This is a genomic window from Eisenbergiella porci, from assembly GCF_009696275.1.
Lineage (GTDB): Bacteria > Bacillota > Clostridia > Lachnospirales > Lachnospiraceae > Eisenbergiella > Eisenbergiella porci.
On the sequence record NZ_VUMI01000035.1, the window covers coordinates 1 to 26,634 of the forward strand.

21 protein-coding genes are annotated in these 26,634 nt (G+C 47.3%); 15 read left to right on the top strand and 6 right to left on the bottom strand.

Features of this window, described 5'->3' with window-relative positions; genetic code table 11:
* The first annotated feature begins 114 nt into the window (after nucleotides 1–114).
* On the top strand, nucleotides 115–1,674 hold the full coding sequence (locus FYJ45_RS18895; RefSeq protein ID WP_154466607.1) for a YodL domain-containing protein: 1,560 nt from the start codon (nucleotides 115–117) through the stop codon (nucleotides 1,672–1,674).
* 5 nt (nucleotides 1,675–1,679) lie between these two features.
* The gene (locus FYJ45_RS18900) at nucleotides 1,680–1,961 is read left to right on the top strand and encodes a hypothetical protein (RefSeq protein WP_154466609.1); all 282 of its coding nucleotides are present in this window, start codon (nucleotides 1,680–1,682) and stop codon (nucleotides 1,959–1,961) included.
* Nucleotides 1,962–1,997: 36 nt separating this feature from the next.
* Here the strand turns inward: FYJ45_RS18900 and FYJ45_RS18905 are convergent, their stop codons facing one another.
* Nucleotides 1,998–2,315: a helix-turn-helix domain-containing protein gene (locus FYJ45_RS18905; protein ID WP_154466611.1), complete on the bottom strand. Its 318-nt coding sequence runs from the start codon at nucleotides 2,313–2,315 to the stop codon at nucleotides 1,998–2,000.
* Nucleotides 2,316–2,462: 147 nt separating this feature from the next.
* On the opposite strand from FYJ45_RS18905, the gene FYJ45_RS18910 reads away from it, so the two are divergent.
* The 6 genes from FYJ45_RS18910 to FYJ45_RS18945 all read left to right on the top strand — a co-directional run bounded on the left by FYJ45_RS18910 (nucleotide 2,463) and on the right by FYJ45_RS18945 (nucleotide 15,066).
* Nucleotides 2,463–2,690 (top strand): sporulation initiation factor Spo0A C-terminal domain-containing protein, encoded by a 228-nt coding sequence (locus FYJ45_RS18910; protein WP_154466613.1) that lies wholly within the window; start codon nucleotides 2,463–2,465, stop codon nucleotides 2,688–2,690.
* Between the two features lie 71 nt (nucleotides 2,691–2,761).
* Nucleotides 2,762–11,962 (top strand): helicase-related protein, encoded by a 9,201-nt coding sequence (locus tag FYJ45_RS18925; RefSeq protein WP_330588755.1) that lies wholly within the window; start codon nucleotides 2,762–2,764, stop codon nucleotides 11,960–11,962.
* The gene (locus tag FYJ45_RS18930; RefSeq protein ID WP_154466619.1) at nucleotides 11,962–12,300 is read left to right on the top strand and encodes a plasmid mobilization protein; all 339 of its coding nucleotides are present in this window, start codon (nucleotides 11,962–11,964) and stop codon (nucleotides 12,298–12,300) included. Before FYJ45_RS18925 ends, FYJ45_RS18930 begins: the two co-directional genes overlap by 1 nt.
* Nucleotides 12,301–12,376: 76 nt before the next feature.
* On the top strand, nucleotides 12,377–12,661 hold the full coding sequence (locus tag FYJ45_RS18935) for a CD1845 family protein (RefSeq protein ID WP_154466621.1): 285 nt from the start codon (nucleotides 12,377–12,379) through the stop codon (nucleotides 12,659–12,661).
* 157 nt (nucleotides 12,662–12,818) lie between these two features.
* A complete protein-coding gene (locus FYJ45_RS18940) occupies nucleotides 12,819–13,565 on the top strand; it encodes a restriction endonuclease (RefSeq protein ID WP_154466623.1) in 747 nt (248 codons plus the stop codon).
* Nucleotides 13,566–13,653: 88 nt separating this feature from the next.
* Nucleotides 13,654–15,066: a relaxase/mobilization nuclease domain-containing protein gene (locus FYJ45_RS18945; RefSeq protein WP_154466625.1), complete on the top strand. Its 1,413-nt coding sequence runs from the start codon at nucleotides 13,654–13,656 to the stop codon at nucleotides 15,064–15,066.
* A gap of 57 nt (nucleotides 15,067–15,123) precedes the next feature.
* Here FYJ45_RS18945 and FYJ45_RS18950 read toward each other — a convergent pair whose 3' ends face one another.
* The 3 genes from FYJ45_RS18950 to FYJ45_RS18960 form a co-directional block, all read right to left on the bottom strand.
* Nucleotides 15,124–15,831 (bottom strand): SDR family NAD(P)-dependent oxidoreductase, encoded by a 708-nt coding sequence (locus FYJ45_RS18950; protein WP_154466627.1) that lies wholly within the window; start codon nucleotides 15,829–15,831, stop codon nucleotides 15,124–15,126.
* Nucleotides 15,832–15,904: 73 nt separating this feature from the next.
* Nucleotides 15,905–17,305, bottom strand: a complete 1,401-nt coding sequence (asnS, locus tag FYJ45_RS18955) for an asparagine--tRNA ligase (RefSeq protein WP_154466629.1) — start codon at nucleotides 17,303–17,305, stop codon at nucleotides 15,905–15,907.
* Nucleotides 17,306–18,760: 1,455 nt separating this feature from the next.
* Nucleotides 18,761–19,147 carry a winged helix-turn-helix transcriptional regulator gene (locus tag FYJ45_RS18960; RefSeq protein ID WP_154466631.1) on the bottom strand — a complete coding sequence of 129 codons (387 nt, stop codon included), beginning with the start codon at nucleotides 19,145–19,147 and terminating at the stop codon, nucleotides 18,761–18,763.
* 175 nt (nucleotides 19,148–19,322) lie between these two features.
* Between FYJ45_RS18960 and metK the strand changes: the two genes are divergently transcribed.
* Nucleotides 19,323–20,510, top strand: coding sequence for a methionine adenosyltransferase (metK, locus tag FYJ45_RS18965; RefSeq protein ID WP_154466633.1), 1,188 nt, complete (start codon nucleotides 19,323–19,325; stop codon nucleotides 20,508–20,510).
* Between the two features lie 21 nt (nucleotides 20,511–20,531).
* Nucleotides 20,532–21,416 (top strand): radical SAM protein, encoded by an 885-nt coding sequence (locus FYJ45_RS18970; RefSeq protein WP_154466635.1) that lies wholly within the window; start codon nucleotides 20,532–20,534, stop codon nucleotides 21,414–21,416.
* A gap of 245 nt (nucleotides 21,417–21,661) precedes the next feature.
* Here the strand turns inward: FYJ45_RS18970 and FYJ45_RS32790 are convergent, their stop codons facing one another.
* Together FYJ45_RS32790 and FYJ45_RS18980 are read right to left on the bottom strand one after the other, a co-directional pair.
* Nucleotides 21,662–21,934, bottom strand: coding sequence for a winged helix-turn-helix transcriptional regulator (locus FYJ45_RS32790; protein ID WP_408609510.1), 273 nt, complete (start codon nucleotides 21,932–21,934; stop codon nucleotides 21,662–21,664).
* 79 nt (nucleotides 21,935–22,013) lie between these two features.
* A complete protein-coding gene (locus tag FYJ45_RS18980) occupies nucleotides 22,014–22,382 on the bottom strand; it encodes a helix-turn-helix domain-containing protein (protein WP_154466639.1) in 369 nt (122 codons plus the stop codon).
* 492 nt (nucleotides 22,383–22,874) lie between these two features.
* Here FYJ45_RS18980 and FYJ45_RS18985 point away from each other — a divergent pair, with 492 nt between their 5' ends.
* From FYJ45_RS18985 to FYJ45_RS19005, 5 genes are all read left to right on the top strand, one after another.
* Nucleotides 22,875–23,255: an RNA polymerase sigma factor gene (locus tag FYJ45_RS18985; protein WP_154466641.1), complete on the top strand. Its 381-nt coding sequence runs from the start codon at nucleotides 22,875–22,877 to the stop codon at nucleotides 23,253–23,255.
* A gap of 159 nt (nucleotides 23,256–23,414) precedes the next feature.
* A complete protein-coding gene (locus FYJ45_RS18990; RefSeq protein ID WP_154466643.1) occupies nucleotides 23,415–23,588 on the top strand; it encodes a hypothetical protein in 174 nt (57 codons plus the stop codon).
* 10 nt (nucleotides 23,589–23,598) lie between these two features.
* The gene (locus FYJ45_RS18995; RefSeq protein ID WP_154466645.1) at nucleotides 23,599–23,994 is read left to right on the top strand and encodes an RNA polymerase sigma factor; all 396 of its coding nucleotides are present in this window, start codon (nucleotides 23,599–23,601) and stop codon (nucleotides 23,992–23,994) included.
* A 215-nt stretch (nucleotides 23,995–24,209) separates the two neighbouring features.
* Complete coding sequence (locus tag FYJ45_RS31860; protein WP_207708436.1) at nucleotides 24,210–24,671, top strand: transposon-encoded TnpW family protein; 462 nt, start codon at nucleotides 24,210–24,212, stop codon at nucleotides 24,669–24,671.
* 208 nt (nucleotides 24,672–24,879) lie between these two features.
* Nucleotides 24,880–26,559, top strand: coding sequence for a recombinase family protein (locus FYJ45_RS19005; RefSeq protein ID WP_195841888.1), 1,680 nt, complete (start codon nucleotides 24,880–24,882; stop codon nucleotides 26,557–26,559).
* The last annotated feature ends 75 nt before the right edge of the window (nucleotides 26,560–26,634 follow it).

Sequence of the window (26,634 nt, forward strand, 5' to 3'; positions counted from 1 at the left end):
ATGATAACACAAAAGGCACGGCATAAAGCAATCTGATGAAAAATCCATCAGAATAATTTATGCTGTGCCTCTTTTTAATTTGGTGGAGTGTGGCATGGTTTGGTGCCAGATAAAATGCGGGATAACACTTTTACCATCTACCAGATTAAGCGTGGCGAGGAATATCATTTCCATCGTTTTGAACCGCTGGAACGCTTGGAGCGATTTGGACTGTTCGTGGATTTCGATAATTATGAGAAAATCTATTCAGCTCCGCTGCCTGAGAACGGGACTACGGTTCAGAAGTTAAACCAGATTTATGATAAATTCAATTTCGATCATCCGGCAGACTTCCGTGGACACAGCCTTTCCGTATCGGACATCATTGTATTTCACGAAGCCGGGAAAGATACTGCCCATTATGTGGACAGCTTCGGGTTCAAAGAAGTCCCGGCCTTTTTCAAACAGGAGCCGGACAAATTCCGCTATTACATTACGCAGGAAGCCCTAAACATCGGCACTTATCCTTACATGGGGAGTTCTGATGTGAACCGACTTACCATTGCGCCACAGAAATTCGAGCAAGGTACAGTTACAGCCTTTGGCTATCTGGAATATCCAAAGTCCCTGACACCGAAACAGGTTCGGGAGTATGGCTTGCTGCCTTCCGCAAATAACCCCAGCCACATCGAAACTGTCGAAAAGACCCAGGAACAGAATTATAACCACATTGATGGCATCCTGAACAACCTGCCTGACCAGGAACAGGTCGGACTTTCCCTTGACGGCGGTTCCCGCTATATGGCTATCCAGACCAGTGATAATGGCTATGATTACACATTCTATAACGCTGATTTTGCGGAACTGGACGGCGGACAGCTTGACGATCCGAAACTTTCCATGGCACAGGCTATCTATGAACTGCTTTCTGATGAAGGCTGGCAGGATGCCAATCTGGAAGCGCTTGACTACGAGTTCCTGATGGAAAAGGCGGATACTGCGGAAAAAGAACGGCTGGCGGCTCTGGCAGCATTGAAGACCCAGGAAGCGCCCCTTCTGCGTGTGGTGCCGGTTGGCAGGTTTGAACGCTACATCGAACCCAGTGAGATTACCCAAGACCAGTACATCGTCAAAGGCGGTATCCTGCTTTCGCCCTGTGCTTCCAATCCGGATTATTATGAGTCCTCCAACCGTGCCCTGGACAGTCGCTATATTGACCCCCACATTTATGAGGTGGCACAGCGAAGCAAAAGCGGCAATCCTACCGCTTTCCGTGTGGTGGAGGATGCCCCGGTGGAGAACCCCTTTGAACCGGTTGGAAAAGAAATCGGGATTGCCCAGGCGGGCCAGATTACCTGCGGCCTTGTCTTTAAGCACCAGATGGAGGGCTTTAAGTTGACCGACCAGACTGTGCTGCTTCAGAAAGAACGTGATGCCCACGGCAACTACTATGGCGGTATCAGTCTGGACGGTATGATGCTTAAAACCCCGAAGATGTATACCGCTGTCAAAGATGAGCATGGACAGATTACCGCTTTCCGCCGTATGAGGGAGAAGGACTTTTCCAAACAGCAGCCCAAACAGGAAGCCCAGAAATCGGAAAAGAAACCCTCTATCCGGGAACAGCTTGCCAAAAAGCCGGAGCAGCCATCCTCCCCAAAACCACCGGCAAAGCGCAAGGATTTGCAGAGGTAACGCCTATGGGACTGACAAAATATGAACAGGAAACCATTATTCTCTACAATGAGAAGGAAGCCACCGCTTCGGTCTATACCCATAACACCGGTTTGCAGAATACCCTGCGGGGATTGTGTGAAAGCCATCCGGCGCAGGTCAGGCAGACAGATAACAACCGGCACGGCGGTCTTTCCTTTGAACTGCCCAAGAAGTGGATCAAGATCACGCCGCCCAGGGTGCTGTCCGAAGCACAGAAAAAGGTGCTGGAGGAAATGAACCGAAAGAACCAGCAACGTAGGCAATAAAAAAGCAGGCGGTATCTGCTTTTTTGATACCGTCTGCTACTTATCCGCATTTTTCATTCTCTCGATGAAACCAATCATCAGGCTGATGTCCTCGTCTGACATCGTGTATATATAATCAATCGCTTTCTGCTGGGTCAGCGTGGTGGACTTCTCCTCGTTGAAAAACTCCATTGGCGTAACACCCAAGTATTCACAAATATAGAGGAACTCGCTCATAGATGGGAGTGCCCTGCCAGATGTGATGCTGCGGATATAACTGGTGCTGTGGCCTAAGTCCAGGCTCATTTTTCGTTCGGAAACCTGCTTGTCCTCCCTCAGCCTGGAAATCCGGTCACGGATAAATTGTTCTTCCATGCTCATCCCTCCTTATGTGATAATCATAATTCATGCAACCGTCGAAACCGAGCGATTATAGCGCCTATTTGTGTTGAAACGAGCGTTATTTTCGCTTATAATTGAAAAGTCCGAGCGATTATATTTTTTACAAAGGAGGGATTTTTTATGAGCATGAGGAGAATATACCGTAAGGTGGCAAAGAAATACGGGGTAAGCGCCAAGGAGGTGCGCAAAGAGATACAGGCCACCATCACAGAAGCCTACACCAATCCTCTGAATCAAAATGAGATTACGAAAGCCTACCAGAACCGGGTGCCGTGCAAAGGGGAAATCCCTACACCAGAAGAAATGATTCGGTATCTGGCGAAACAGGCTAAGAAAGAAAACCAATAATTGAACCATAACCACACCCGGAACTTCGTATTTGCAGGTTCCGGGTGTTTTGCGTCTGAAAGGAGGTCACAATGGCAGACAGATGGTTCCTATATGTTTCAGATCTGGCCCAGAAAACCCAGCAGGAAGTCACAAGGTCGCCTGAAAACTGGCAGAAGTTCCTGACCACGGCTTCCCGCTTCTATAAAAGTTATGACTTTGACGACCAGCTCCTTATCTACGCCCAGCGCCCTAATGCTACCGCCTGTGCGGAAATCGGCGTCTGGAATAACAAGATGCACCGCTGGGTCAATGCCGGTTCCAATGCAATCGGCCTGATCCGCAAAGGCACAGGCGGAAAACCCTATATCCAGAATGTCCACGATGTTGCGGATACCCACAAGGTACGGGGCGGCAAAGACCCCTGGCTGTGGCAGATGAACGAGAGCTACCATGCTCCAATCATCAAGCGGCTTTCAGAGATATTCCATATCTCTGAGGGAAACGACCTGGGCGACAGTCTGATGGAAGCCGCTGCCCGTGTGGTGGAAGAAAATTACGGTGAATATCTCCGTGACTTGCACTATGAAGTGGCAGACAGTTTTCTGGAGGAACTGGACGACCAGAATATCGAAGTAATATTCCGGGACACCATTCGGGCCAGTGTCCAGTATGCGGTGCTGACCCGCTGCGGCTTTGACGCTTCCCGGTATATTGACGCTGACGATCTGCGTGGCATTACCAACTTCAATAATGTTGGCACCCTGGCCTGCCTGGGCACTGTTACTGCCGAAGCCAATTGCTCTATTTTGCTGGAGGTTGGCGAGGTTATCCGCAATATCCAGTTGGAGCAGGTCAAACAGGCGAAAAAAACACTTGCCAAACAGCAGGAAGTGTCCTATAATGAAAATGAGCAGTTTAACACTTTAAAGTGCGAAAGGAGCGGCAGAGATGAGCAAATTGACATACACCAACCGGAACGGCTATCTGATTCCGAACCTGATGATGGACAGCAAGCCGGAGGAACCGGAAACCCTGACCCGGTTCGGCAGAGCGAGGGAAAAATACCTGATGGAACACCGGAAAGGAACCTACACGGCGATGCTTCTGAAAGGAACCCTGTGGACGCACCTGACGGAGATCGACAGGACAGCCAACGAGCAGATAGACAGCCTGACCAGAGAACTGGCAGCCAGCGAGGGCGTGACGGAAGCCCTGAAAGCATCCAATCAGATGGAATGGGTGCAGAGAATGAACAACATCCGGCAGAGAGCCGAGGAAATCGTGACGGCAGACCTGATTTACAGCTAAATACAAGTGAAACGGCAGGCGGCGAGCCTGCCGTTCTTTCGTCTTTGGAGCTGGATGGGCCGTTTGCCGATACCAAAGCCACCTTTACCCAGCTATCTCTTTTCCCTACGGTAGAAGAACAAATTGAACAGATCGCACAGTCTAAAGCGGAGGCCAAGGCTCCTGCTTTTTCTGTGGGCATGGTTCCAGAGCAGGCAGTAGACAGGATTTTGTCTGCCGGAACCAATGAACCAGCTGGGGCGCTGCGTATCTATGCACGGTATCAGGCAGGCTTATCTCCCAATGAGATGGCGGCTTATCTGCGGCAGGAATACGGCACCGGTGGCCGTGGTTTTCACGTCAACGGTACTTCTTATGCGGTTTGGTTTGATGAAAACGGACTTGCTATTAACAGCGGAAACAGTGTCCGATACGACAAGGAAAGCCTGCGTCTATCCTGGACAGAGGTTGAACAGCGCACCCGAAATCTTGTGGAAAGTGGTCACTATCTTTCTGCGGAACGTGCCCGACAGACCCGTGATAACGAGATCTCCGAACTGGCTGCAAAACTCTGGTATTTGCGGCAGGACTTTAGCGATGCCGCCCATGAAGCAAACCTTCTTCCCCTTGTGAATGAGGTCTACAGGGAAAAAGACGGTTTTCCGGATGCCACCGCAAAACTGGCGCAGCTTCTGAACAACCCCGAAGAACGGGCCGTTATCCACAAGGAACTGCAAACCTTTTGTCAGGTCTATGACCAGAACCTGGGTGTGCTGCGGTTCCATTTCCATCGCCCCCACAACATTGAGAAGCGGCTGGAACAGCTTATGCTTCCTGCCAGAGAGTTCCCGCTTTCTGCGGATTTCAAAGAAGAACGCCCTTCCTTCATTACGGAGGACGAAATCAATGCTGTGCTGGCTCCTGGCGGCAGCTACTCCGACAGCAAGCTGGCGACTTACGTTTTCTTTGAAAACCACCCTGACCGCAAACAGCGGCAGGATCACCTGAAGGAGTCTTTCGGCACAGGTGGCGGCGGCAGCTCCATCCGGGACACCTGGCACGACGCCAAGGGCATGAAAATCAAGCGCAGTTACGGCAAACAATATGCCGAAACCTTCTTGAACTGGAACCAGGCAGAACGTCGTATCAGCCAGATGATGGAATCAGACCGCTATCTGACATCGGAGGATAGAGCCCGGTTTCCTGAGTATGAGCGACATATCCTTTCCCGTAATGTGGATACCTTTTTCTACTATATAGCCAAGGAACAGCGTCCATACCAGTCAGATATGTTTGACGGTTGGAAGCAGGTTCGGAAGATGCTTGATGATCCTGCCCAGATGGAAAAACTGCTTTCTCTTATGCGTGACGGCTTACAGTCCATGACTCCGGAAACCCGTGGTTATGATGCCTGTGTGAAAGCCTATGACCGCCTGAGTGCTTATAAAGACGGTACGTTCTCTTTGTTAGAAAAACAGACCCATACCGCCCAGCAGACAGCACCACCTAAAAAGACAGCAGAAAAACAGCCCAAAGATGCTGCGAAAGCTGCCTTGCAGAAACTGGTGCGAAACAGCAAAAAGCCTGCAAAGGCCAATGAGCCGGAACAGCTTTCCTTTGATTTTTCCGGCGGCACCGTGCAGACAGCACCAGAACCCCATCATTATTCCCGTGAAACTGGCAAGACCATTTATCTTGATGATGGGCACCCGTACCAGATCGAGCGTCAGACCGATTATGACGTTTATCTGAAAGACCTGGAACGTCCTTGGATTGGTCGTGTCGTTTCACAAAAAGACTATGATGCCGAACTGGAAAAAGACAGCCGTAATCATGGGCTGCGTCTGGATGCGGTACCGGCCGCGGACAATGTAACGGAACAGGCACAGCAGCCTGCCATTCCCGAACCTGAAAAGCGTACCATCCGTGACATCTATCACGATTTTCAGCCGGTCATCTTATCTCAGGTGTTGCAGAACGAAGCCTTTGTCAATGCACTCCGTAATGCTGACGAGCAGAATCTGAAGATTGAGGGCGATGCTGCCATCAAACGTGCGGTGTTGGCGGTCAATGTGCTGGAACTGACCAAAGCCTACTTTGATGTGCCGTCTTTCCATACCCGGCTCCATCAGGAAGTGCTGGCACAAGCCAAGGAACAGGTGCCCCTTACACCCCGGCAGCTCTATGAACAGGCATTGCCGGAACTGACGGAACTGGTGCGACAAAGCGAGATTTATCCATTCCTGCGTGACAGGGATACGGATGTGCTGGACGCAACGGAAGAACTGGCCGTAAAGGTAGATGAACTTCTGGAGGAAGCAAAGGACGGCAACCAGGCTCTCTATGAAGCCTATATTGCACAACCGGATTTCCGGGAATATCTGATTGAGGACATTCTGGAGAGAACTTATCAGGACGTTCTGACAGATAGCCGCACAGCCCCGCAGCGGCACGAAGCGGAACCAGATGCACCTGCCTGGGTTACAGATACTACACAGCCAGAACAGCCTGAGAACGAAGCCCGTGCGGGCGCACCAGAGCAGGCAGAAAGCCCCGAACCGGAACCTAACCTTACCCCTCTGACAGAGGAATATTTACGGCTGAAAGCAGAGCATCCGGGCTATGTGGCAGGTGTCCGTGTGGATGATCTTTACCTGTTTTATGGAAAAGACGCCGAAGCTGCGGCAAAAGCTCTGGGCACGAAGGTCATTACCAGAGAAATCCCAGGGCTTGGCGAAACCACTGTTACCGGCTCCGATGCAAGCTGGCAATATCTTGGCGAAAAACTGCGTCAGCATGGCAACAGTGCCTTGTTTGCCCACCCGGAAGGAGAAACCTACGAAGTCCTGACGGTACTTGATGTTGCCGATTATATCCCCATTGGGATGCAAATTGCGGATGACGGACGAACCTACACCATTGACAGCGTGGATTATGATTTCGGTTCTGTCAGCCTGCGGGACGATACCTTTTCCCAGGGCACTGGTTTCCCGATTTTCCGTAATGAGCCTGTTTCCTATGTGCGGGAACTGGTAAAGGAAGCGCAGGATCAGGAACTTGCTGACCTTGCGGCACAGGAAACCCCTCTTTCCATTCAGACAGAACTTACACCGGAACAGCCGCAGGAAACCAAACCACAGAATTTCCGCATTACCGACCCTGACCTGGGCGTTGGCGGCCCGAAAGCCAAATATCAGGCCAATGTGACCGCAATCCGGCTATTAAAGCAGTTGGAAGCCGATGGCCGCAGTGCCACCCCGGAAGAACAGGAAACCTTATCCCGTTACGTTGGCTGGGGCGGCATTCCCCAGGCGTTTGACAGTGCCAATGACAAGTGGGCATCGGAATTTGCTGAGTTAAAAGAACTGCTGACCCCGGCAGAGTATGACGCCGCCAGAGGTTCCACCCTGAATGCCCATTACACCGCACCGGTCATCATTGAAAGCATCTATCAGGCTGTGGAACAGATGGGTATGGAACCGAAAAACGTGCTGGAGCCTGCCATGGGCACCGGCAATTTCTTTGGTATGCTGCCGGAGTCCATGCAAAACGCCGACCTTTACGGTGTGGAGCTGGATTCCATCACAGGCCGTATCGCAAAGCAGCTCTATCCCCAGGCGCATATCACGGTGGACGGTTTTGAACGGGTCAACTTTGCTGACAACCGGTTTGACCTTGCCGTTGGCAACGTGCCTTTTGGCAACTATCAGCTTGCCGATGCCCGGTATGATAAGGAACATTTCTTTGTCCACGATTATTTTTTTGGAAAATCACTGGATAAGGTACGCCCTGGCGGTATCGTGGCCTTTGTCACTTCCAAGGGAACCCTGGATAAGCCAAACACGGCTGTCCGGGAGTATCTGGCACAGCGGGCTGACCTTTTGGGAGCCGTCCGACTTCCCAATAATGCGTTCCTAAAAAATGCCGGTACGGAAGTAACCAGCGACATCATCTTCCTGCAAAAACGGAAAAGTCCACCGGAGCAGATGTCCGACTGGGTACAGATTGGACAGACCGCAGACGGTGTACCCGTAAATAAATACTTTGAACAGCACCCGGAAATGGTCTTAGGTTCCATGGCATGGGAAACTGGCCCTTATGGGCAAGAAACCACCTGTAAACCTTTCGAGGGCGCTGACCTGAAGGAACAGCTTACCCAAGCAATCAGCCATCTGGACACTCCAGACCGCACCCTAATTACCCAGGCTGCGGATCAGCCAGAAATGGAAATGCCCGAAGTGCTGGACGCACCTGCTGAGATGCGTAATTTCAGCTATACCGAAGTGGGCGGCAAGTTGTTCTACAAGGAAAACGATAGCCTGAAACCTGTGGAAGTACCGGCAGCTACGGCAGAACGTATCCGTGGCATGATTGGCCTGCGTGACATTACCCGTAACCTGATCGAAGCCCAGTTAAATGGCTGTTCCGATGAACAGATTAGCCACCTGCAGGGGCAGCTTAATACCGCTTATGACCAGTTTATCGCCAAGAACGGACTGCTGAACAGTACCGGCAACAAGCGTGCCTTTGAACAGGACAGCTCTTATTGTCTGCTGTGTTCTCTGGAAGTTCTGGACGAGGACGGAAAGCTGGAGCACAAAGCGGATATGTTCACAAAGCGCACCATCAACCAGCAGAAAAGCGTTGACCATGTGGATACGCCTACGGAAGCACTGGCAGTTTCCATCGGAGAACGGGCCGGTATTGACCTGACCTTTATGGCCGGTCTGTTAGACCGGCCTGGGCAGGAAACCCAGATCGCAGAGGAACTTGCGGGCGTTATCTTCAAGAACCCGGAAAAGAGTTTTAATGACCCGCTGGCGGGCTGGGAAACCGCTGACCAGTACCTTTCCGGCAACGTCAGAAAGAAGCTGGCGGCGGCCAGGGATGCGGCTGAACGTGACCCTGCTTATGCCGTCAACGTGACTGCACTGGAACAGTCCCAGCCCAAAGACCTGTCTGCGGCAGAGATTGATGTGCGGATTGGCGCTACCTGGATTGAACCGAAGTATTTTACCCAGTTCATCTATGAGCTGCTAAAGACGCCGGGATACTTAAAAGGCGATACCATCGCCGCCCACTATTCCGCAGCCACCGGCGAGTGGAATGTCAGCGGAAAAACCAGGGACAGCGCAAACAATACGCTGGCCTATGTGACCTACGGCACCAAGCGCAAGAACGCCTACGCCATCATCGAGGACAGCCTGAACCTGCGTGACTGCCGGGTATATGACACCGTGCAGGATGCGGACGGCACGGAAAAACGTGTCCTGAACACAAAGGAAACCATGCTGGCACAGCAGAAGCAGGAAATGGTGCGTGAAGCCTTCAAGTCCTGGATTTGGAAAGACCCGGAGCGCCGTGAAGTCCTGTGCCAGAAATACAATGAGATCTTCAACAGCATCAAGCCCCGCGAGTATGACGGCAGCCATATCCGCTTTGCCGGTATGTCGCCGGAAATCAGCCTTAGACCCCACCAGAGAAATGCTGTTGCCCGTATGCTCTATGGCGGGAACAGCCTGCTTGCCCATTGTGTGGGCGCTGGCAAGACCTTTGAGATTGTGGCGGCTGCTATGGAAGGGCGACGGCTGGGGCTGTCCCGTAAAAACCTTGTGGTGGTGCCCAACCATCTGACAGAACAATGGGGCGCAGACTTCCTGCGGCTCTATCCCGGTGCCAATGTTCTGGTTGCCACAAAGAAAGACTTTGAACCCCAGAACCGCAAAAAGTTCTGTTCCCGTATCGCCACCGGTGACTATGATGCTATCGTGATCGGGCACTCCCAGTTTGAAAAAATCCCTCTTTCCCCGGAACGGCAGAAAGAATTTCTGCGGGAGCAGATCGACCAGATCATCGACGGTATTGAAGAAGCCAAACGGGAAAACGGAGAACGCTACACCATCAAACAGCTTGAGAAATCCCGGAAATCACTGGAAGCCAAGCTGTCCAAACTCAATGACCAGAGCCGCAAGGACGATGTAATCACTTTTGAGGAATTGGGCGTTGATAAGCTGTTTGTGGATGAAGCCCACGGATTTAAGAACCTTTTTTTAACAACCAAGATGCGCAATGTGGCGGGCATCGGCCAGTCCGAAGCCCAGAAGTCCAGCGATATGTTTGCTAAGTGCCGGTATCTGGACGACATTACGGGTGGCCGTGGCGTTGTTTTTGCGACTGGCACACCTGTCAGCAACAGCATGGTGGAACTCTACACCATGATGCGCTATCTCCAGTATGACCTGCTGAAAGAAACCGGCCTTGACCATTTTGATAGCTGGGCGGCTGCCTTTGGCGAAACTGTTACAGCGTTGGAGCTTGCCCCGGAGGGCGGCGGCTTCCGTGCCAAGACCAGATTTGCGAAGTTCTTTAACTTACCTGAATTGATGGCCATGTGGAAAGAGTCCGCAGACATTCAGACGGCAGAAATGCTCAATCTTCCCGTACCTCATGCGGAAAACATTACTGTGGTTACGAAGCCCAGCGAGTTCCAGAAAGAACTGGTCGCAGAGTTGGGAGAACGTGCGGAGGATGTGCGAAACCGGCTGGTAGAACCCAGAGAGGACAATATGCTCAAGATTACGTCGGATGGCCGTAAGCTGGCACTGGATCAGCGGCTGGCATTCCCGGAACTGCCCGACGACCCGGAAAGCAAAGTCAATGCCTGTGTTGGCAACGTCCTTCAGGTATGGCGTGATACGGAACCCCAGAAAGGTGCCCAGCTTGTTTTCAGCGACTTGTCTACGCCCCATGGGGACGGCTCCTTTAATGTGTACGATGACATCAAGCAGAAACTGATGGCCCAGGGCATCCCACCGGAGCAAATTGCTTTTATTCACGATGCTAAGACTGAAACCCAAAAGGCTGAACTGTTCTCCAAGGTTAGAAAAGGTCAGGTGCGTGTCCTCTTAGGCTCCACTTCTAAAATGGGAGCCGGTACGAACGTACAGACCAGACTGGCGGCGCTTCATCATCTGGATTGCCCGTGGCGGCCTGCTGACATTGAACAGCGTGAAGGTCGTATCCTACGCCAAGGCAATATGTTTGAAAGCGTCAAAATCTTCAAGTATGTAACAGAAGGTACATTCGATGCCTACAACTGGGGCCTGATCGAGAATAAGCAGAAGTTCATCGGCCAGTTGATGAGCGGAAAGAATCCTTCCCGTTCCTGTGAGGACGTGGATGAAGCAGCTCTTTCCTACGCAGAGGTCAAGGCTCTGGCATCTGGCGACCCTCGTATCATGGAAAAGACGGAACTGGATGGACAGGTGACGAAGCTGAAACTGCTGAAGGCCAACCACGAAAATCAGCGGTATTCTCTGGAAGATAAGCTGATTAAATTCTTTCCCCAGGCTATCAAACGGGAACAGGAATTGATTGCCGCCCTGGAAGCAGATATCAAGCATCTGGAAGCCCATACGCCGCCCGACAAGGAACACTTCTCCATGACGGTCATGGGTAAGACCTACACAGAGCGGAAAGAAGCTGGTCAGGCTATCATCAATGCCTTTGACAGCCTGAAGGATTTGAGTGACAAGGTGGAACTGGGCGAATACCGTGGTTTTCCGATGACCTTATGGATATCGGATACTGGCTTTTCCCAGAAACTCCAGATTACTTTAAAGAATGAACTGTCCCACAGTGTAGAACCCGGCAGCGACCCTTCCGGCAATATTACCCGTCTGGATAACGCTCTGGAAGCTATGAAGGATAATCTAGAAAAGTACAAAGCATCTTTAGAAAACCTGATCCAGCAGACAGAGGAAGCCAAGATTGAGGTCAAGCGTCCTTTCCCCCAGGAAGCGGAACTTGCCGAAAAGTCCGCACGATTGAATGCCCTGAATGTGGCACTGAACATCGGCGGCAAAGATAAACCGAAAGACCGGGAGCGGCAGGCCCGTGACGGCAAGACTTCCATCAAGCGGCTCCTGCGTCGTATGGGTGTGGAGTCCGCTGCCAGTGCCGCCGCCCCGAAGAAAGACAAAGAATTGGAGGTGGCGATTTAATGAACCCACGCAGCGGGCGCACCATACCCCTTTATTTCAAAGTATCGCCCGAAGAAAAAGCAATCATTGAGAAAAAAATGGAACAGCTTGGCACCCACAACCAGCGGGCATATCTCAGGAAAATGGCGGTGGACGGCTATGTTGTCCGGGTAGATATGACGGATGTAAAAGAACTGGCCGCCCTGCTGCGCACCTGTTCCAACAACCTGAACCAGATCGCCAAACGTGTGAACAGCACCAGTAATCTGTATGGCGAGGATATCGCAGACTTGAAAGCCCGCTATGGAGAGCTATGGGGAGCGTTCAGTTCCCTGCTCTCCAAGTTTGAGGATTTGTAACTTGTTCCACTTGACTTTATTGCTTTAAAGCAATATATTGAACTTGCGACAAGTATTATTCAAGGAGGTATCCGATATGCTGAAAATTTTGATAAAGCTGGCGCTGTTTCCCGTAACCCTGATCCTGACCCTGCTGGTGGCATTTGCCCAGTTCTTCTGCCTGTTTTCCGGTATGGTCTTGAATATCATTGCCGGAGCCGTCTTCCTGTTCGGTGTCCTGATGCTGTTCATCGGAGAGTGGCAGGGTTTCCTTGGTTTCAGTGTTCTGGCATGGGCAATCAGCCCTTACGGACTGCCGGGGGCGGCGGCTTGGCTGACCAATAAGGTAGACGATATAAACTGTATGCTGAAAGCAATTTAAGAGTGTTTCCCACATCGGGCACGGCGGTCTAAAAAGGCTACCGTGCCCTTTTATGACTGTACAAAAACGCAGATAATTAGTATAATTAAGTCAACGAGATACAATTTATAATGACTGCAATATGAAATCAACCCCACATGCATAGAAGGTGAAAAATATGGAATTATGCTTAAGAAATGATTTGGTTATTCAATGTAATATCTGCGGAAAAGTACATGTAATTGATAAAGATTCTTTGGATGTCAACACATATTCGTACGAAAGACAAATGGGCGCAGAAGTTGAATACGATTTCGATGGTGAATGCCAGTGCGATAATTGTAGAAACTGGTTAAGTTATTCTGTCAGAGGATATGAATATCCAGTAGGATGTCTTAATTATGATTCTTACGAGTGCCGTGGCGGACAATTTGTACAACCTCCGACAGTGGAGGTCAGATACTTTGAATTCGATTATGATGCGTATGAAGAAGATTATATCTATTCAGAAGTTTGTACTGCACGTTCCAATATTGAGAGAGTTTTAGATAATAATAAAAATATATATAATTTAACCTCAAGAGAGTTTGAAGAATTAGTAGCGGAGGTGTTTAAAAAACAAGGTTTTAATGTGACAATTACTCCTGCAACACGAGACGGAGGCTGTGATATTATTGCAACTCATAGTGTCGGAGGTTTATCTTATATGATTTTGATAGAATGCAAAAAATATGGAAAGAAGCATAAGGTAGGTGTTGAACTTGTGAGGAGTTTGTTAGGAGTGCAAACTGATCGAAAAGCAAATAAGGCTGTGCTGGTCACATCTTCAACATTTACACGAGATGCAAAAGAGTTTGCAGATCGGCAAAATCAGTTGATTACTTTGATAGATATTAACGATTTGCTTCGAATGATGAGATGCTGATAACAAGTAACATCAAATTTAAAGATGTAAAATAAAGCGTAGGCTAATATGGCCTGCGCTTTTCAATTATACGGAAAGGAGCCGCCGTATGGCAATCTCAAAAATCAAAACCCGTCATGCCAGCGAGGGACGCAGCATCGCTGCTGTGCTGAAAGACCGCCTTGACTACGACAAGAACCCAGAGAAAACAGACGGCGGCCTTCTTGTAACCGGCTACCAATGTGACCCGGAAACAGCATGGCAAGAATTTACCGTGTCCAAACAGATTTATACCGCCACCACTGGGCGCAGGCGTGCCCCTGATCAAGATGTGATTTCCTATCTGCTGATACAGTCCTTTGAGCCGGGAACCATTACACCAGAGAATGCCAACAAGCTGGGTTATAAGCTGGCGCTGGAGTTTACCGGTGGCCAACATCAATTCATTGTGGCCACTCATATAGACCGGCACCACATCCATAATCACATCGAGTTTAACAGCACCACCTTGGACTGCTCCCACAAGTTTAATAACGTGCGGAACAGCTTTATTCCTTTGCGGAAAGCCAATGACCGGATATGTCAGGAATTTGGACTGAGCATTATCGAAGAACCCAAAGAAAAAGGCAAGCACTATGCGGAGTGGAAAGCTACAAAAATGGGAAAAAGCTGGAAAGCCCAACTCCGGCAGACCATTGACCGGGTATTGCCAAAGGTAAAGACATTCGATGAATTTCTGGACGCAATGCGACAGGAAGGATATGAGATCGTCCAGAGCAAGAAATTTCTGAAATTCCGTGCCCAGGGTCAGGAACGCTTTACCCGTTCCAAGACGCTGGGGGCTGATTATACACTGGAAGCTCTGTGTGATCGTATCAGAAAAACCCAGTTGCCCAAGAAAAAGAAGGTCAATCTTCAGAAAGATACCCGTATCAATTTGCTCATGGACATTCAGGCCCGCCTGCAGGGGCGTGGCCCCGGTCTGGAGCGGTGGATGAAGATACACAACCTGAAGGAAGCCGCCAAGACCCTAAACTATCTTACCGAGCATGGCATTACAGAATACGATGTGCTGGCCGCCAGAGCGGAAGCTGCTGCGGCTGACTTTGATGCTGTTTCTACTTCCATCAAGCACATGGAGCATCGCATGGAACAGATCGCCGCTCTAAAGACACACATCATCAACTATGCCAAGACAAGGGACACCTATGCAACCTATCGCAGAACAAAGGCCGCTGACAAACCAGCGTTCCGAACTGCCCATGAAGCGGAGATCCTTTTGCACGAAGCCGCCAAACGAGCCTTTGATGCCCAGGGCGTAAAGAAATTGCCTACGGTCAAGATTTTACAAGCAGAGTACACAGAACTGCTGACAAAGAAAAAAGCCGCCTATGAAGATTACAAGCGGCTGCGCCAGGAGAACCAAGAGTTGCAGGCGGTCAAATCCAATGTAGACAGCCTTCTGCAAATCCAGCAGGAGGAAAAGAAAGAACAGAAAAAAGAACAAGAGAAAAACCGTTAAGGCACAGAGAAAGCCGGAGGCTGTGGCGATTGCCCAGCTTCCGGCCTTTTGTTATGCTCATTTTGAATACATACTTGAAGAAGATACACCACCGTCAACCGGGAACGCACCACCTGTAATATAGCATGCTTCATCACTCACAAGAAATGCCACCATGTTTGCAATATCCTCTGGCTGTCCAATTCTTTTAATAGGGATACGATTTGCACATCGCTCAGCGGCGCCCTCATCCAAAAAACTCTTTTGCAGCAGAGGGGTATCTATCGGCCCTGGTAACACACAGTTTACTCTAACTCCGCAATCTGCGTACTGCTGTGCAAGGCATTTCGTAAACATGATTAGTCCTGCTTTTGTTGTGCAGTATAGCGGGGAGGTCAATTCTGGGACAAGGCCAAGACATGAAGCGATTATGACGATATTGCCTTTGCTTTCCTTGACCTTTTGAAAAGCATTTCTTGTTATTAAATAAGTTCCCTTAATATTAACATCCACCATTTTATCAATCTCATCATTTGTAGTATCTTCAAGATACTTTTCAAAATAGATACCAGCATTGTTCACTAAAATGTCTATTTTGGGTATTTGCGATATTGCTGCTTTGATCTGTTCATCATTCCGAATATCTACATGATAAAACGGAAAATCATCAGGTGGATTTTGAATGTCAAAAATGACTACTTCCATTCCCATCTGTTTTAATTTTTTTGAGATGGCAAGTCCCATTCCAGAACTGCCACCTGTTACAATAGCAATTTTTTTATCCATAGTCAATCTCCCTTGAAAAATATACGCCAGTTACCGCAATGTCATCCTGAAAATTTCTACTGGCAGTTTCTTCCTAGTAGTCACAGCTTCCCGGCGTTCTGTGAAACGGAATCACGTCCCTGATGTTCTCCATGCCGGTCACATAAATCAACAGACGCTCGAAGCCCATACCGAATCCTGCATGGTCACAGCTACCGTATTTCCGCAGATTTAAATACCACCACATACTGTCTGCTGAAATACCAAGTTCATTCATTCTTGCCTTCAAACGCTCATAGCGCACCTCTCTCTGACTGCCGCCCATGAGCTCTCCTGCGCCCGGCACAAGCAAATCTACTGCTGCCACAGTTTTGCCGTCCTCATTCTGATACATGTAGAAAGCCTTGATATCCTTGGGCCAATCATAGACAAACACAGGAGCCTTGAAATGTTTTTCAGTGAGATATTTCTCGTGCTCCTTAGCAATGTCTTCGCCATACTTGGGCTCAAACTCAAAATCCTCGCCAGACTCCCTCAGGATACGAATTGCTTCCTCATGGCGCACTCTGATAATCTTGGAATCAATTACTGCCTGCATGCGCTCTCTCAAGGATAATTTAGAAAAGCCCTCAAGAAATACCAGTTCATCGTCACATCTCTCCATTATATAACCCAAAATACTCTTTAAGAAATCTTCCTCTACATCCATCAGACGGTCCAAATCACAGAACGCCATCTCCGGCTCAATCATCCAGAACTCTGCCGCATGTGTCTTGGTGTTAGAATTTTCTGCGCGGAATGTGGGTCCAAAGGTATATACTTCACCAAAAGCCATAGCGAAAACTTCCGCCTCCAACTGACCAGTTACCGCCAGGGAAGTGGGCATACCAAAGAAATCCTCTTTGAAGGCTTCTTCGACGCTCATTTCAGTATTAGATTTCGTCCCACCTACATCAAGGGTTGTTACCGTAAAAGTATTTCCTGCTCCTTCCGCATCATTAGCGGTAATCAACGGAGTATGCACATACAGGAATCCTCTGTCTGTAAAGTAGCTGTGGATAGCCTGTGCTGCTACACTTCTGATACGGAATACCGCCTGGAACAGTCGGGTTCTAGGACGTAGGTAAGCATTCTCACGCAAAAACTCAATGGAATGACGTTTGGGCTGCATGGGATAATCTTCCGGGCAATCTCCCAACAAAGTTACCTCCGCCACATTCAGCTCAATCAATTCGTTCTGGAATCCCTGTCGCACGGTTCCAGTTGCCTCTATACAGGAACCATTGTGTAGACTCTTCAATGTACCATCCACATCTTTTTCTGTAGTGTACACCAACTGCAAAGACTTAAAACAGCTTCCATCGTACAATTCGATAAAGCCCATGTTCTTCTGTTTGCGGTGGTTACGAATCCACCCCCGGACAGTTACCTCCTGCCCCATCTGTGTTGCCTGCTCGGCGAACAATGTTTTGATTTTGATACTTGTCTTGCTCATGTTTCATCCTTCCTTTTGAAATATATTTTGCATGGGACAAAAATTTGAGCACAAAAAAATCCGTCCCTGTTTCCAAGGACGGATTAAAAATCCGTGGTGCCACCTTAGTTCGCCTGTATCTCACAACATAGGCCTTGATAAGTACAGATACCTATGCGAACTCAAACAAAAAAGTACGGATAGCCATCGATACTCCTGCGCTGTAATGGGCGCTCCCATCATAGTCTCAGCACTGTCAAACAATGCAGTCGGTATGCAGCTCCGAGGCGTTATTCGATTCCTGTACGGGAACTTTGATTGCTCAAAATATCTTTCCTTGCATCCACTCTCAGCAAACGGGACTCTCTGTAACAATTCCGGATACCTACTGGTTCTCTTCATCGCTTTCTCTTATTGATTTTGAAGTATAACATACTTCTTCTCCAAATACAAGCTCAAACCTGTTATCTTTTACATTTTACGGCTACCACACGCCTACGCCAACCAGTTGTCCTCATGTTTCAATTAATCAACTGAAACGGGGCAGAAGTTTTAATATTTTGCCCCATTTCTTTTTCGTCAATATGCCATGCAATATCATGCTGATACTCGGTAAATAAAGCCGACAAATGATTTTGCTTTTATGTTTCTTTCGTCACGTCTTCCCAGTCGGACGGGTTCGGTATATCTTGCAATATCTTTCACACCAGCGATCTGTTTCCCAAAAAACTTTGGCGAAAATATACCCTTCAATGTATGGAGCGTTTAGAGAGCGAATCGAAGTTATCTGTGCATCTGGATAAGTAAGGAGAAAGGTATTTGCGCCATCATTTGCGCTTATATCTTGAACGAATTCGAGGTGTACGTTGTTGTGAGGAGCAAATTATAATAACCGCCGGCATTCAACAATCGTTAGATTATATCTGCAAAATACTATGGAAAAATCAGCCCACTATCTTAATGGAAGAACCCGGATATAATAAAGCTGCTGCGATATTTATCAGTAACGATTTGATTATTCAGACTGTGCCAGTAGATAAAAATGGCTTGATTGTTTCCAGGCTTCCAACAGTTCAAGGGATTGGTGCTGTATATTGTACTCCCTCACATCAATTTCCTACTGGAACCGTGCTTCCGATAGGCAGAAGATATGAGTTAACCTTAAATATCGACCACTTTATAAGTATTGAAAGATCCGGTAGCAACATTTTGATGTATTGCTACCGGTCTTTTCTTTTTCAAGCGCAGCGTAGCCACCACAAAACTTGTGGTGTTCGGCAGAGGTGTGTCAGCACTCTACTGGGGGGTTGGGGAACTCCCCAACAAGCAGAAAGGGATAAACTTTCGCCAGCCAGCACGAAGGGCTGGAGGGCAAAAGGATATCCCTTTCCATTGCTTGCAAAGATTATCCTGACTTCGGTTCTTTCCTTAGAAATTATGCTACTACTATATTTTTCATGGAATGAAATACTTTTGTTACTCTTGCAACAGTTTATTATCCCCATAAGGATTTATATAATCAGGCGGACAGAGATTTGTTTCACTCCACAACATCATCTGATTTAAGATTGGAACAAAGCTCTGCCCCATTTCTGTCAAAGAATACTCTACTTTTGGCGGTATCTCTTTATAAATTTCACGGTGCAAAAAGCCATCCTGTTCCAATTCACGAAGCTGCTTTGTCAGCGAAGATTGAGTAATACCATCCAAACGACGCATTAACTCGTTGAATCTTTGGACTTTATAAAAAGCAATGTACCACAAAATCAATATTTTCCATTTTCCACCTAATACAGCTTGAAGGCTACTCATTGGTACACATCTGGTCATCATATCAGGATTCATAAATTTATTTTCTGCCATATCGCTATACACCTCCATTAACAGTATAGCATATACAGAACAGAACTTCAATGTACACAATATTTTCACTATTAGTACAAAAAATGATACTACTACTAAAAAAATTGCGTACTTGAAAAAATCATTGCATAACAGTACCATTAAAGCAAGCAAAAAGAAAAGGAGTTGATCGCTTATGGAAAACAGACTTTTTACTTCGGAATCGGTTACAGAGGGACATCCTGATAAAGTATGCGACCAAGTTTCAGATGCTGTTCTTGATGCAATTTTAGCGATAGAACCTGAAGCACATGTGGCTTGTGAAGTATCTGCTACAACTGGAATGATTGTCCTGATGGGCGAGATTTCTGCGAATGCTCTGAATCATGTTGATGTGGAGCAGGTTGTCCGGGATACCGTCAGAGATATTGGTTATTCCGGTAATGATTTTGGTTTTAATGCCGATGGAATTGCAGTAATTTCTGCGCTACATGCTCAATCGCCGGATATTGCACAGGGCGTAAATAATGCGTTGGAAACACGCTACGGAAAAGATGCGGATATTGGCGCAGGCGATCAGGGTATGGTCTTCGGTTATGCGACGGATGAAACAGAAACATTCATGCCAACCCCTATTTATCTGGCGCATCGGCTTACACGAAAACTGGCAGAAGTTCGCAAAAGTGGCACAATCCCTTATTTGGGGCCGGATGGAAAGGCCCAAGTTTCCGTCGAATATGCAGGACGTAAAGCTGTGAGGGTAGATAGCGTGGTTTTGTCTACGCAACATTTACCGAATGTGTCCCATGAAATGATTGAGAAAGATGTTATTAACAAAGTAATTGTTCCTGTCATTCCAAAAGAATTGTTAGACAAGAATACTCGTTACCTTATCAACCCTACCGGACGTTTTGTTGTAGGTGGCCCGCAGGGAGATACTGGACTGACCGGACGAAAAATAATTGTAGATACCTATGGAGGCTTTGCCCGCCACGGTGGCGGTGCTTTTTCAGGAAAAGACCCGACCAAAGTTGACCGCAGTGCTGCTTATGCGGCTCGCTATATTGCAAAGAATCTGGTGGCCGCCGGTATCGCACACCAATGCGAGATTCAGATTGCCTATGCGATTGGGGTAGCAAAGCCTGTTTCTGTTTTCGTTGATACCTTTGGCACTGGCATTATACCGGACGAGCAAATATTAAAGTTGGTTATGGAACATTTCGATCTTCGCCCATCTGCCATTATGAAAGGGCTCAATCTTCGCAGACCGATTTACAAACCAACTGCTGCCTATGGTCACTTCGGCAGAGACGATTTATCTCTCCCGTGGGAACAGATAAATAAAGCCGAAATTTTACGGCAGGAAATACTTAAAAACGCATGACTTTGAAAGGAGATATAATTTATGCATTACGATGGAACGATTTGGCGACCGCCATATGAAGCCTATTCTTTATTGATTCAGGTTACAGCAGGATGTACACACCATTCCTGCAAATTCTGTACCTTGTATGAGGACTTACCTTTCAAATTCCGAATGTCCCCACTGTCGGAAGTGAAAGAAGATCTCGCAGAAGCAAGCCATTATGTGAGGAACGTTCCCCGGATTTTCTTTACTGGCGCAAACCCGTTTGTCCTGAGCACAGATAAGCTGAAAACACTGGCAAAGATGGTAAAGGAATATTATCCGAATTACAAGTCGATTGGGTGCTTTGGACGCATAACTGATGTGAAAAATAAAACGGTGGAAGAATTGAAAGAGCTCCGTGCTCTTGGCTATGATGGCATTACTTTTGGTGTGGAAACCGGAGATGATGAAGCTCTTGCTTTTATGAATAAAGGGTATCGGCGGGAAGATATTATTGAACAATGTAAGAAGATGGAGGAAGCGGGAATCAGCTACAATTTCTTCTATCTGACCGGAATTTCTGGTGCAGGCCGTGGAGAAATTGGAGCTAAGGCGACCGCAGAGGTTTTTAACCAGTGTCATCCCCAAATCATTGACGCCTCCATGCTGACAATTTACAACACTTCTGAATTGTATAAAGAAATTCAGAAAGGGAACTGGAAGGAAGAAAGCGAAATTGAAAAACTTGCTGAACTGAAAACCCTGATTGAAAATCTTACTGTAGAAGCCAGATTTGCTACTGATGGCGCATCCAATCTGATTCAGGTTCGCGGGAATCTTCCTACGGATCAGAAAAAGCTGGTCAAATATTTGGAACGATTGATTGCAACTGCTGATGAAGCAGCTTTGCGGGAATACAGAGTCAACTTGAAGCACTTATAAAGGACATAAGTATGATACAGGATAAATTGCTTTTCGTAACGACATGGTATTACTTGTTAATACCATGTCCGGAAAGCTCCAGATTCCGCAATTTTTGATTTTTGCAAGTATGAGTTGAAAGGCGGCACCTGCAAGATATTCAAGGATAAAAGCTGTTCCGGCAAAAATACCGATTATTTGATGCGGGAGTGAAATCCTTCTTTTAAATTGAACTACTTCCAAAAAAATGCCGATGTATAACAGTGCTAGCAATAAGAATTTTGTTTCGTGTGCTTAAGTACCGGGATAAAACTCTGTACCAACTCAGTTAGAGAATATTCTACACGGGGCGGTACTTCATGATAATCATAACGAGAAATGAAATCATCACTATCAAGCTCACGAAGCTGCTTTGTCAAGCTGGATTTAGTAATATCCCCCATATAACTGCGAAGTTCTCCAAAACGACGTACATATTGAAACGCTTCAGCGCCGATGTTTCCTAAAAAAGTCGGTTGTACTCGAAATGTACTAGTCAATATTGAAAGAAACTTCTGCAAAATAAACGTATTATAATGAGAAAACCAGTAGAAACAAGGAAATCTTGTTCCACTGGTTTTACTCGGAGTCTTGCGGCTGTGGCTGCGCCTGCCGGTATTTGATAATTTGCTCAACCATGCAATCCATGGTGCATAACAGGAACGCTCTTTCTTCCTCATTGCAGCTCATAAATTTGCCAAGGAAGTGTTTGATGTCCTCATCCTGTTTTGCCATATCGGGATTAAAGAGAATTTCGGCAGAGATGCCTAATCGTTTGATTAACGCATCCAGGACTTCAAAGGAAGGATTGATTCTCCCTTTTTCAATGTTTTGAATATGCCGAAGTCCTTTGCCAGTCTGATCCGCAAGCTCCTGCTGGGTTAGCCCGCATTCATTTCTCGCATTACGAATGCAGTTGCCCAGATGTTCAAGAGCATCTTTCGGCATGATAGTTCACCTCAACTATATTCTATCGTGCGCAAAGAAATTTTTACATTCCCCAATCAAGCGCATTGATATGTGTTTATAGTGCGTAATCAATAAACAACTATACATTTTTTGACCCTGTTGGGAAGCCAATAAAAAAAACGGCATCGCACGTCAGGGTCTATTTGCGTGACCGCTCGTGGCTGCCGTGAAAGGAGTAGCCAATGAGCGGTTATTTGTTTATACAGAACTTAGGCTTTTGGGTTTGCGATTTCCTAAAAAAAGCGTTGACATTCCTGTGCCGATTCCTGGCATAGTATACGCATTATCCAGCGTAAAAAGATGCTGTTTCGGAACCATTTATAGAACTGCGCAGAAAAGCGTCAGACAGTCATTTGAATTGTCTGGCGCTTTTTTTTGTCGTTTTTTCGGGAAATTCCCCGATGCAATCAAGTGTCGTGGCCCGCCCTTCATCAGTTTTTGCCTAAAAACTGATGAAAGGAGCAGACGACAATGACCGAAGAATATTGGGTAGCGGTCTTACAAGAGGAAGATCGTATCATAAGCAATTCAGACAGAAAGTATCGCTATCATTGCAAATCCCTGGAGAGCATGAGCGAGGAGCTGGCCTTTCAGGAGCGATGCTTATACATAGAAAGCGACTCCACTTCCCAGTGTGAAGTGAAAGACTTTATTGATACAATCCAGGACGAGCGGTTAGCAGAAGCCCTGCGTGATCTGACTGACCGGCAGCGGCAGGCAATTATGCTGCGGTTCTGGGAGGGATACCAGTGCAAAGAAATTGCAGTGATCCTAAATTGTAGTCCGGCAGCGGTAACACTCTTAATGCAGAGAGCCTTTAACCGGCTCCGTATATACCTGCTGGGTAAATAAAAGCAGCGGCAGCATCTCACTATGAGATGCTGCCATTGCTTTTGTCTATCCAATTTCAAAAAGTTTTTCAAAAAGTTTTCCGTACCCCTTAATTTTTGGCTGCTGCCATCTCCGATTGGTAGAGGGACAAGCCCTCAAAAAATTTCGGAGGTATAATAAATGGAAAAATTAGTTCGAGTAATCAAACTGCGCCCCGGTGAAGTGGTGGTTATCATGGCAGAGGACAAGCCAACCCCAGGCCCATTCTGTTCCGCCTGCATGATGCCGGAAAAACACAAAAAAGATGTTCCGACTTTTGATGGCATTGTGATTTGCCTGGATGATGTCGCATAAGGAGGGCCAGATGTGTAGTGTAACGATTATTGATGCAACTGGACTTCCAATTACGGTTGAAGTATCCCATGAAATCTATCAGGTATTCGTGGACTATGACAGAGAGATCGAGCGTCAGCGCAAGGCGGATTCCCGACACCGTGATGCACGCTCATGGGATACCTGCCTGATCTTTGAATTGTCCACAGAAACACTGGAACAAACTTATGAACGTATCCGTGTGCTGAGAGAAATTGATGCAGCGCTTGAAGAATTTACACCCAAACAGCGCAGACGGTTCCTGCTCCATTTTGCTTATGGATACACCTATCTGGACATAGCAAAAATGGAGGGAAGCAATAAATCCACTGTGATGCGTTCTGCAAAAACGGCACTGAAAAAAATTCAAAAAAAGCTAGCGGCCTGATAGCAACTTTTGCCCGTGTTTTGTCCTATAAGGTGAAAGGGAAAAATTCTTTTTCATTTCTGTTCTTTGACAAACAGCGGGCCAATCCGTTCATATCAGTATTCAAGTTTCTGAATGCTGTGTCGAGCATCACATAGCACAAACGCCAAGACCCCCTGCGGATGGTCAGAGCATCCGTCAATACGATGACATCAAAGGGGCCGAGCGGTTATTTGGTGGCTGATAACCGGCCTGTGGTGGGCTGGAAAGTGCCAGGACGCACAGCACAAGGAACCGTGCCCTTCACCAAAACTTACTGCGAATATGGTGCCAACCACCTACCGGCGGTATGCGGCGGATCAGCAGCCTTCTGGCTGATAACCCTGACCCGGCTTGAATATTCCCAGTATCGGGGGTGTGCTGATGGGCAGTCCCGCTGTCCAGATAATACGATACAGCAAATCAGGAACAATGAGGTGCTGTGTCAGTTTGTTCCGGCACAGCTTTTCTCTTACTATAAGGATGTGATTGCTATGGCCGAAAAGAAGCCTGCAACGGTTACGATGAAGAAGGTAAAAGGCACTACCTATGTTGTGTCTGCTTTCTACAATGAAGCCGCCAAAGAAACTATTTTTGATAAACTGCAACACATCGCAGAACGTGATGTGACTGCGGCAGTGCCTGTAACGAAAAATTAACGTTTTAAAGTGCTAAAGCACTTCCCAAGACGGACGAGATGCGGTATAATAAATCCATAAACCCGTGTCTTTTAAAGTTCGTCAGAACGGAGGTTATGATGTTACAGACGACTGTAAAAGACACAAATACAACTGAATATATTGCGATTTATTGCCGCACAGCTTGTGCTGACGAAAATGCCACCTTCTTGAAAGGGGGTGCAAAAGCATGAACGCTATCAACTTTGATGCTTTGTATTCCTGCCGGAATGTTCTTGCCTTAGACGCAATGACCGCTTTGTACTGCCGTTTGTCAGTTGACGATGCCAACGACGGCGACAGCAACAGTATCCAGAACCAGAAGAAAATCCTGCTGAACTACGCCAAAGAAAACGGCTACACGAATTATCAGTTTTTCGTGGACGATGGTTACTCCGGTACAACTTTTGAACGCCCTGACTTCAAAAAAATGATTGAGGGAATAAAAGCCGGAATTATCAAACGGGTAATCATCAAAGATATGTCCCGGTTCGGACGTGACTACCTTCAGGTAGGTATGTTCACCGAGATCATGTTTGCGGAATACGATATTCACTTTATTGCCGTAAATGATGGTGTTGACTCCCAGAAGGGCGAGAATGACTTAACCCCATTCCGTAATCTGTTCAATGAATGGTATGCCCGTGACTGCTCCAAGAAGCAGCGGGCAGTCAAGCGAATGAAGGGAATGGCTGGGGAACGAGTTGCTACGCAGGTGCCGTATGGTTATCTCAAAGGCGAAGATGGCCGGTTAGTCGTAGATGAAGAAACCGCTTGGGTGGTTAAGCTGATTTTTGACCTTTGTGTTCAGGGGTTAGGTATTGGGAAAATCGCCAGCGAATTGACACGGAGAAACATTCCTACTCCGGGCACAGTTGCTTTCTACCGCTATGGACATAAGCGAAACTATCATCCAGATAGTGAATGCCAATGGCACTCAAACTCTATTGCTAATATCCTTAGCCATAAAGAGTATCTGGGGCATACAGTCAATTTTAAAACGTTCTCCAAATCGTATAAGTTCAAGAAACGCTACGATACACCTGAAGATCAGCAAATGGTATTTGAAAATACCCATCCTGCTATCATCACACAGGAAACATGGGACACCGTTCAACGGATAAGGCAGCACAGACGGAGAAATCAGAAACAGGACGAGCCTGGGCTGTTCTCTGGAATGCTTTACTGTGCAGACTGTGGATCTTTGATGTATCTCGCAAGAGGTGTGACGGTTAGCCGGGAACAGGAACGGTATTGTTGCGGCAATTACAGGAAGCGCACCAATAGCTGCTCAATGCACTATATCCGGGCAGTGGTTTTGGAAGAATTGATACTTGAGAACCTTAGACAGACGGTTAAATTCGCTACGGAGCATGAAAACGAATTTGCCCAGCACATTATGAACCGAACCCTCGCCAAACAGCAGGAAGGAATTAAAATCCTCCAGAAGATGCTGTCAACCAAAGAACATCGGATTAAGGAATTAGATGGAATTATCAAAAAGCTGTATGAAGATAACTTCACTGGGAAGCTGTCAGATGAACGGTATATGATTTTCTCTAAAGACTATGAAGATGAACAGCATACCTTAAAAGCTGAGGTTGAGGATTTGAGAAGTCAGATTGAAGAACAAACTTCTAAGGTAGTCAATATCAACAGCTTCCTTACCGTGGCAAAGAAGTACACTTCCTTTGAAACGCTGACGCCAGGAATGCTCCATGAACTCATTGAGAAAATTGTGGTGCATGAGGGCGATAAAAGCAGCGGCCATCGCATTCAAAAAATTGACATTTATTATTCTTTCGTTGGCGACCTAGAGACCTCTCATGTGGTCGCCCAACGAAATCTCAAAACAAGAAAAGCAGCGTGACATATTTGCATACATCACACTGCCATTCTTTCAGGTCAAAAAAGGTTCCCTAAGCACCTTCCGCTTTGGCCGCAG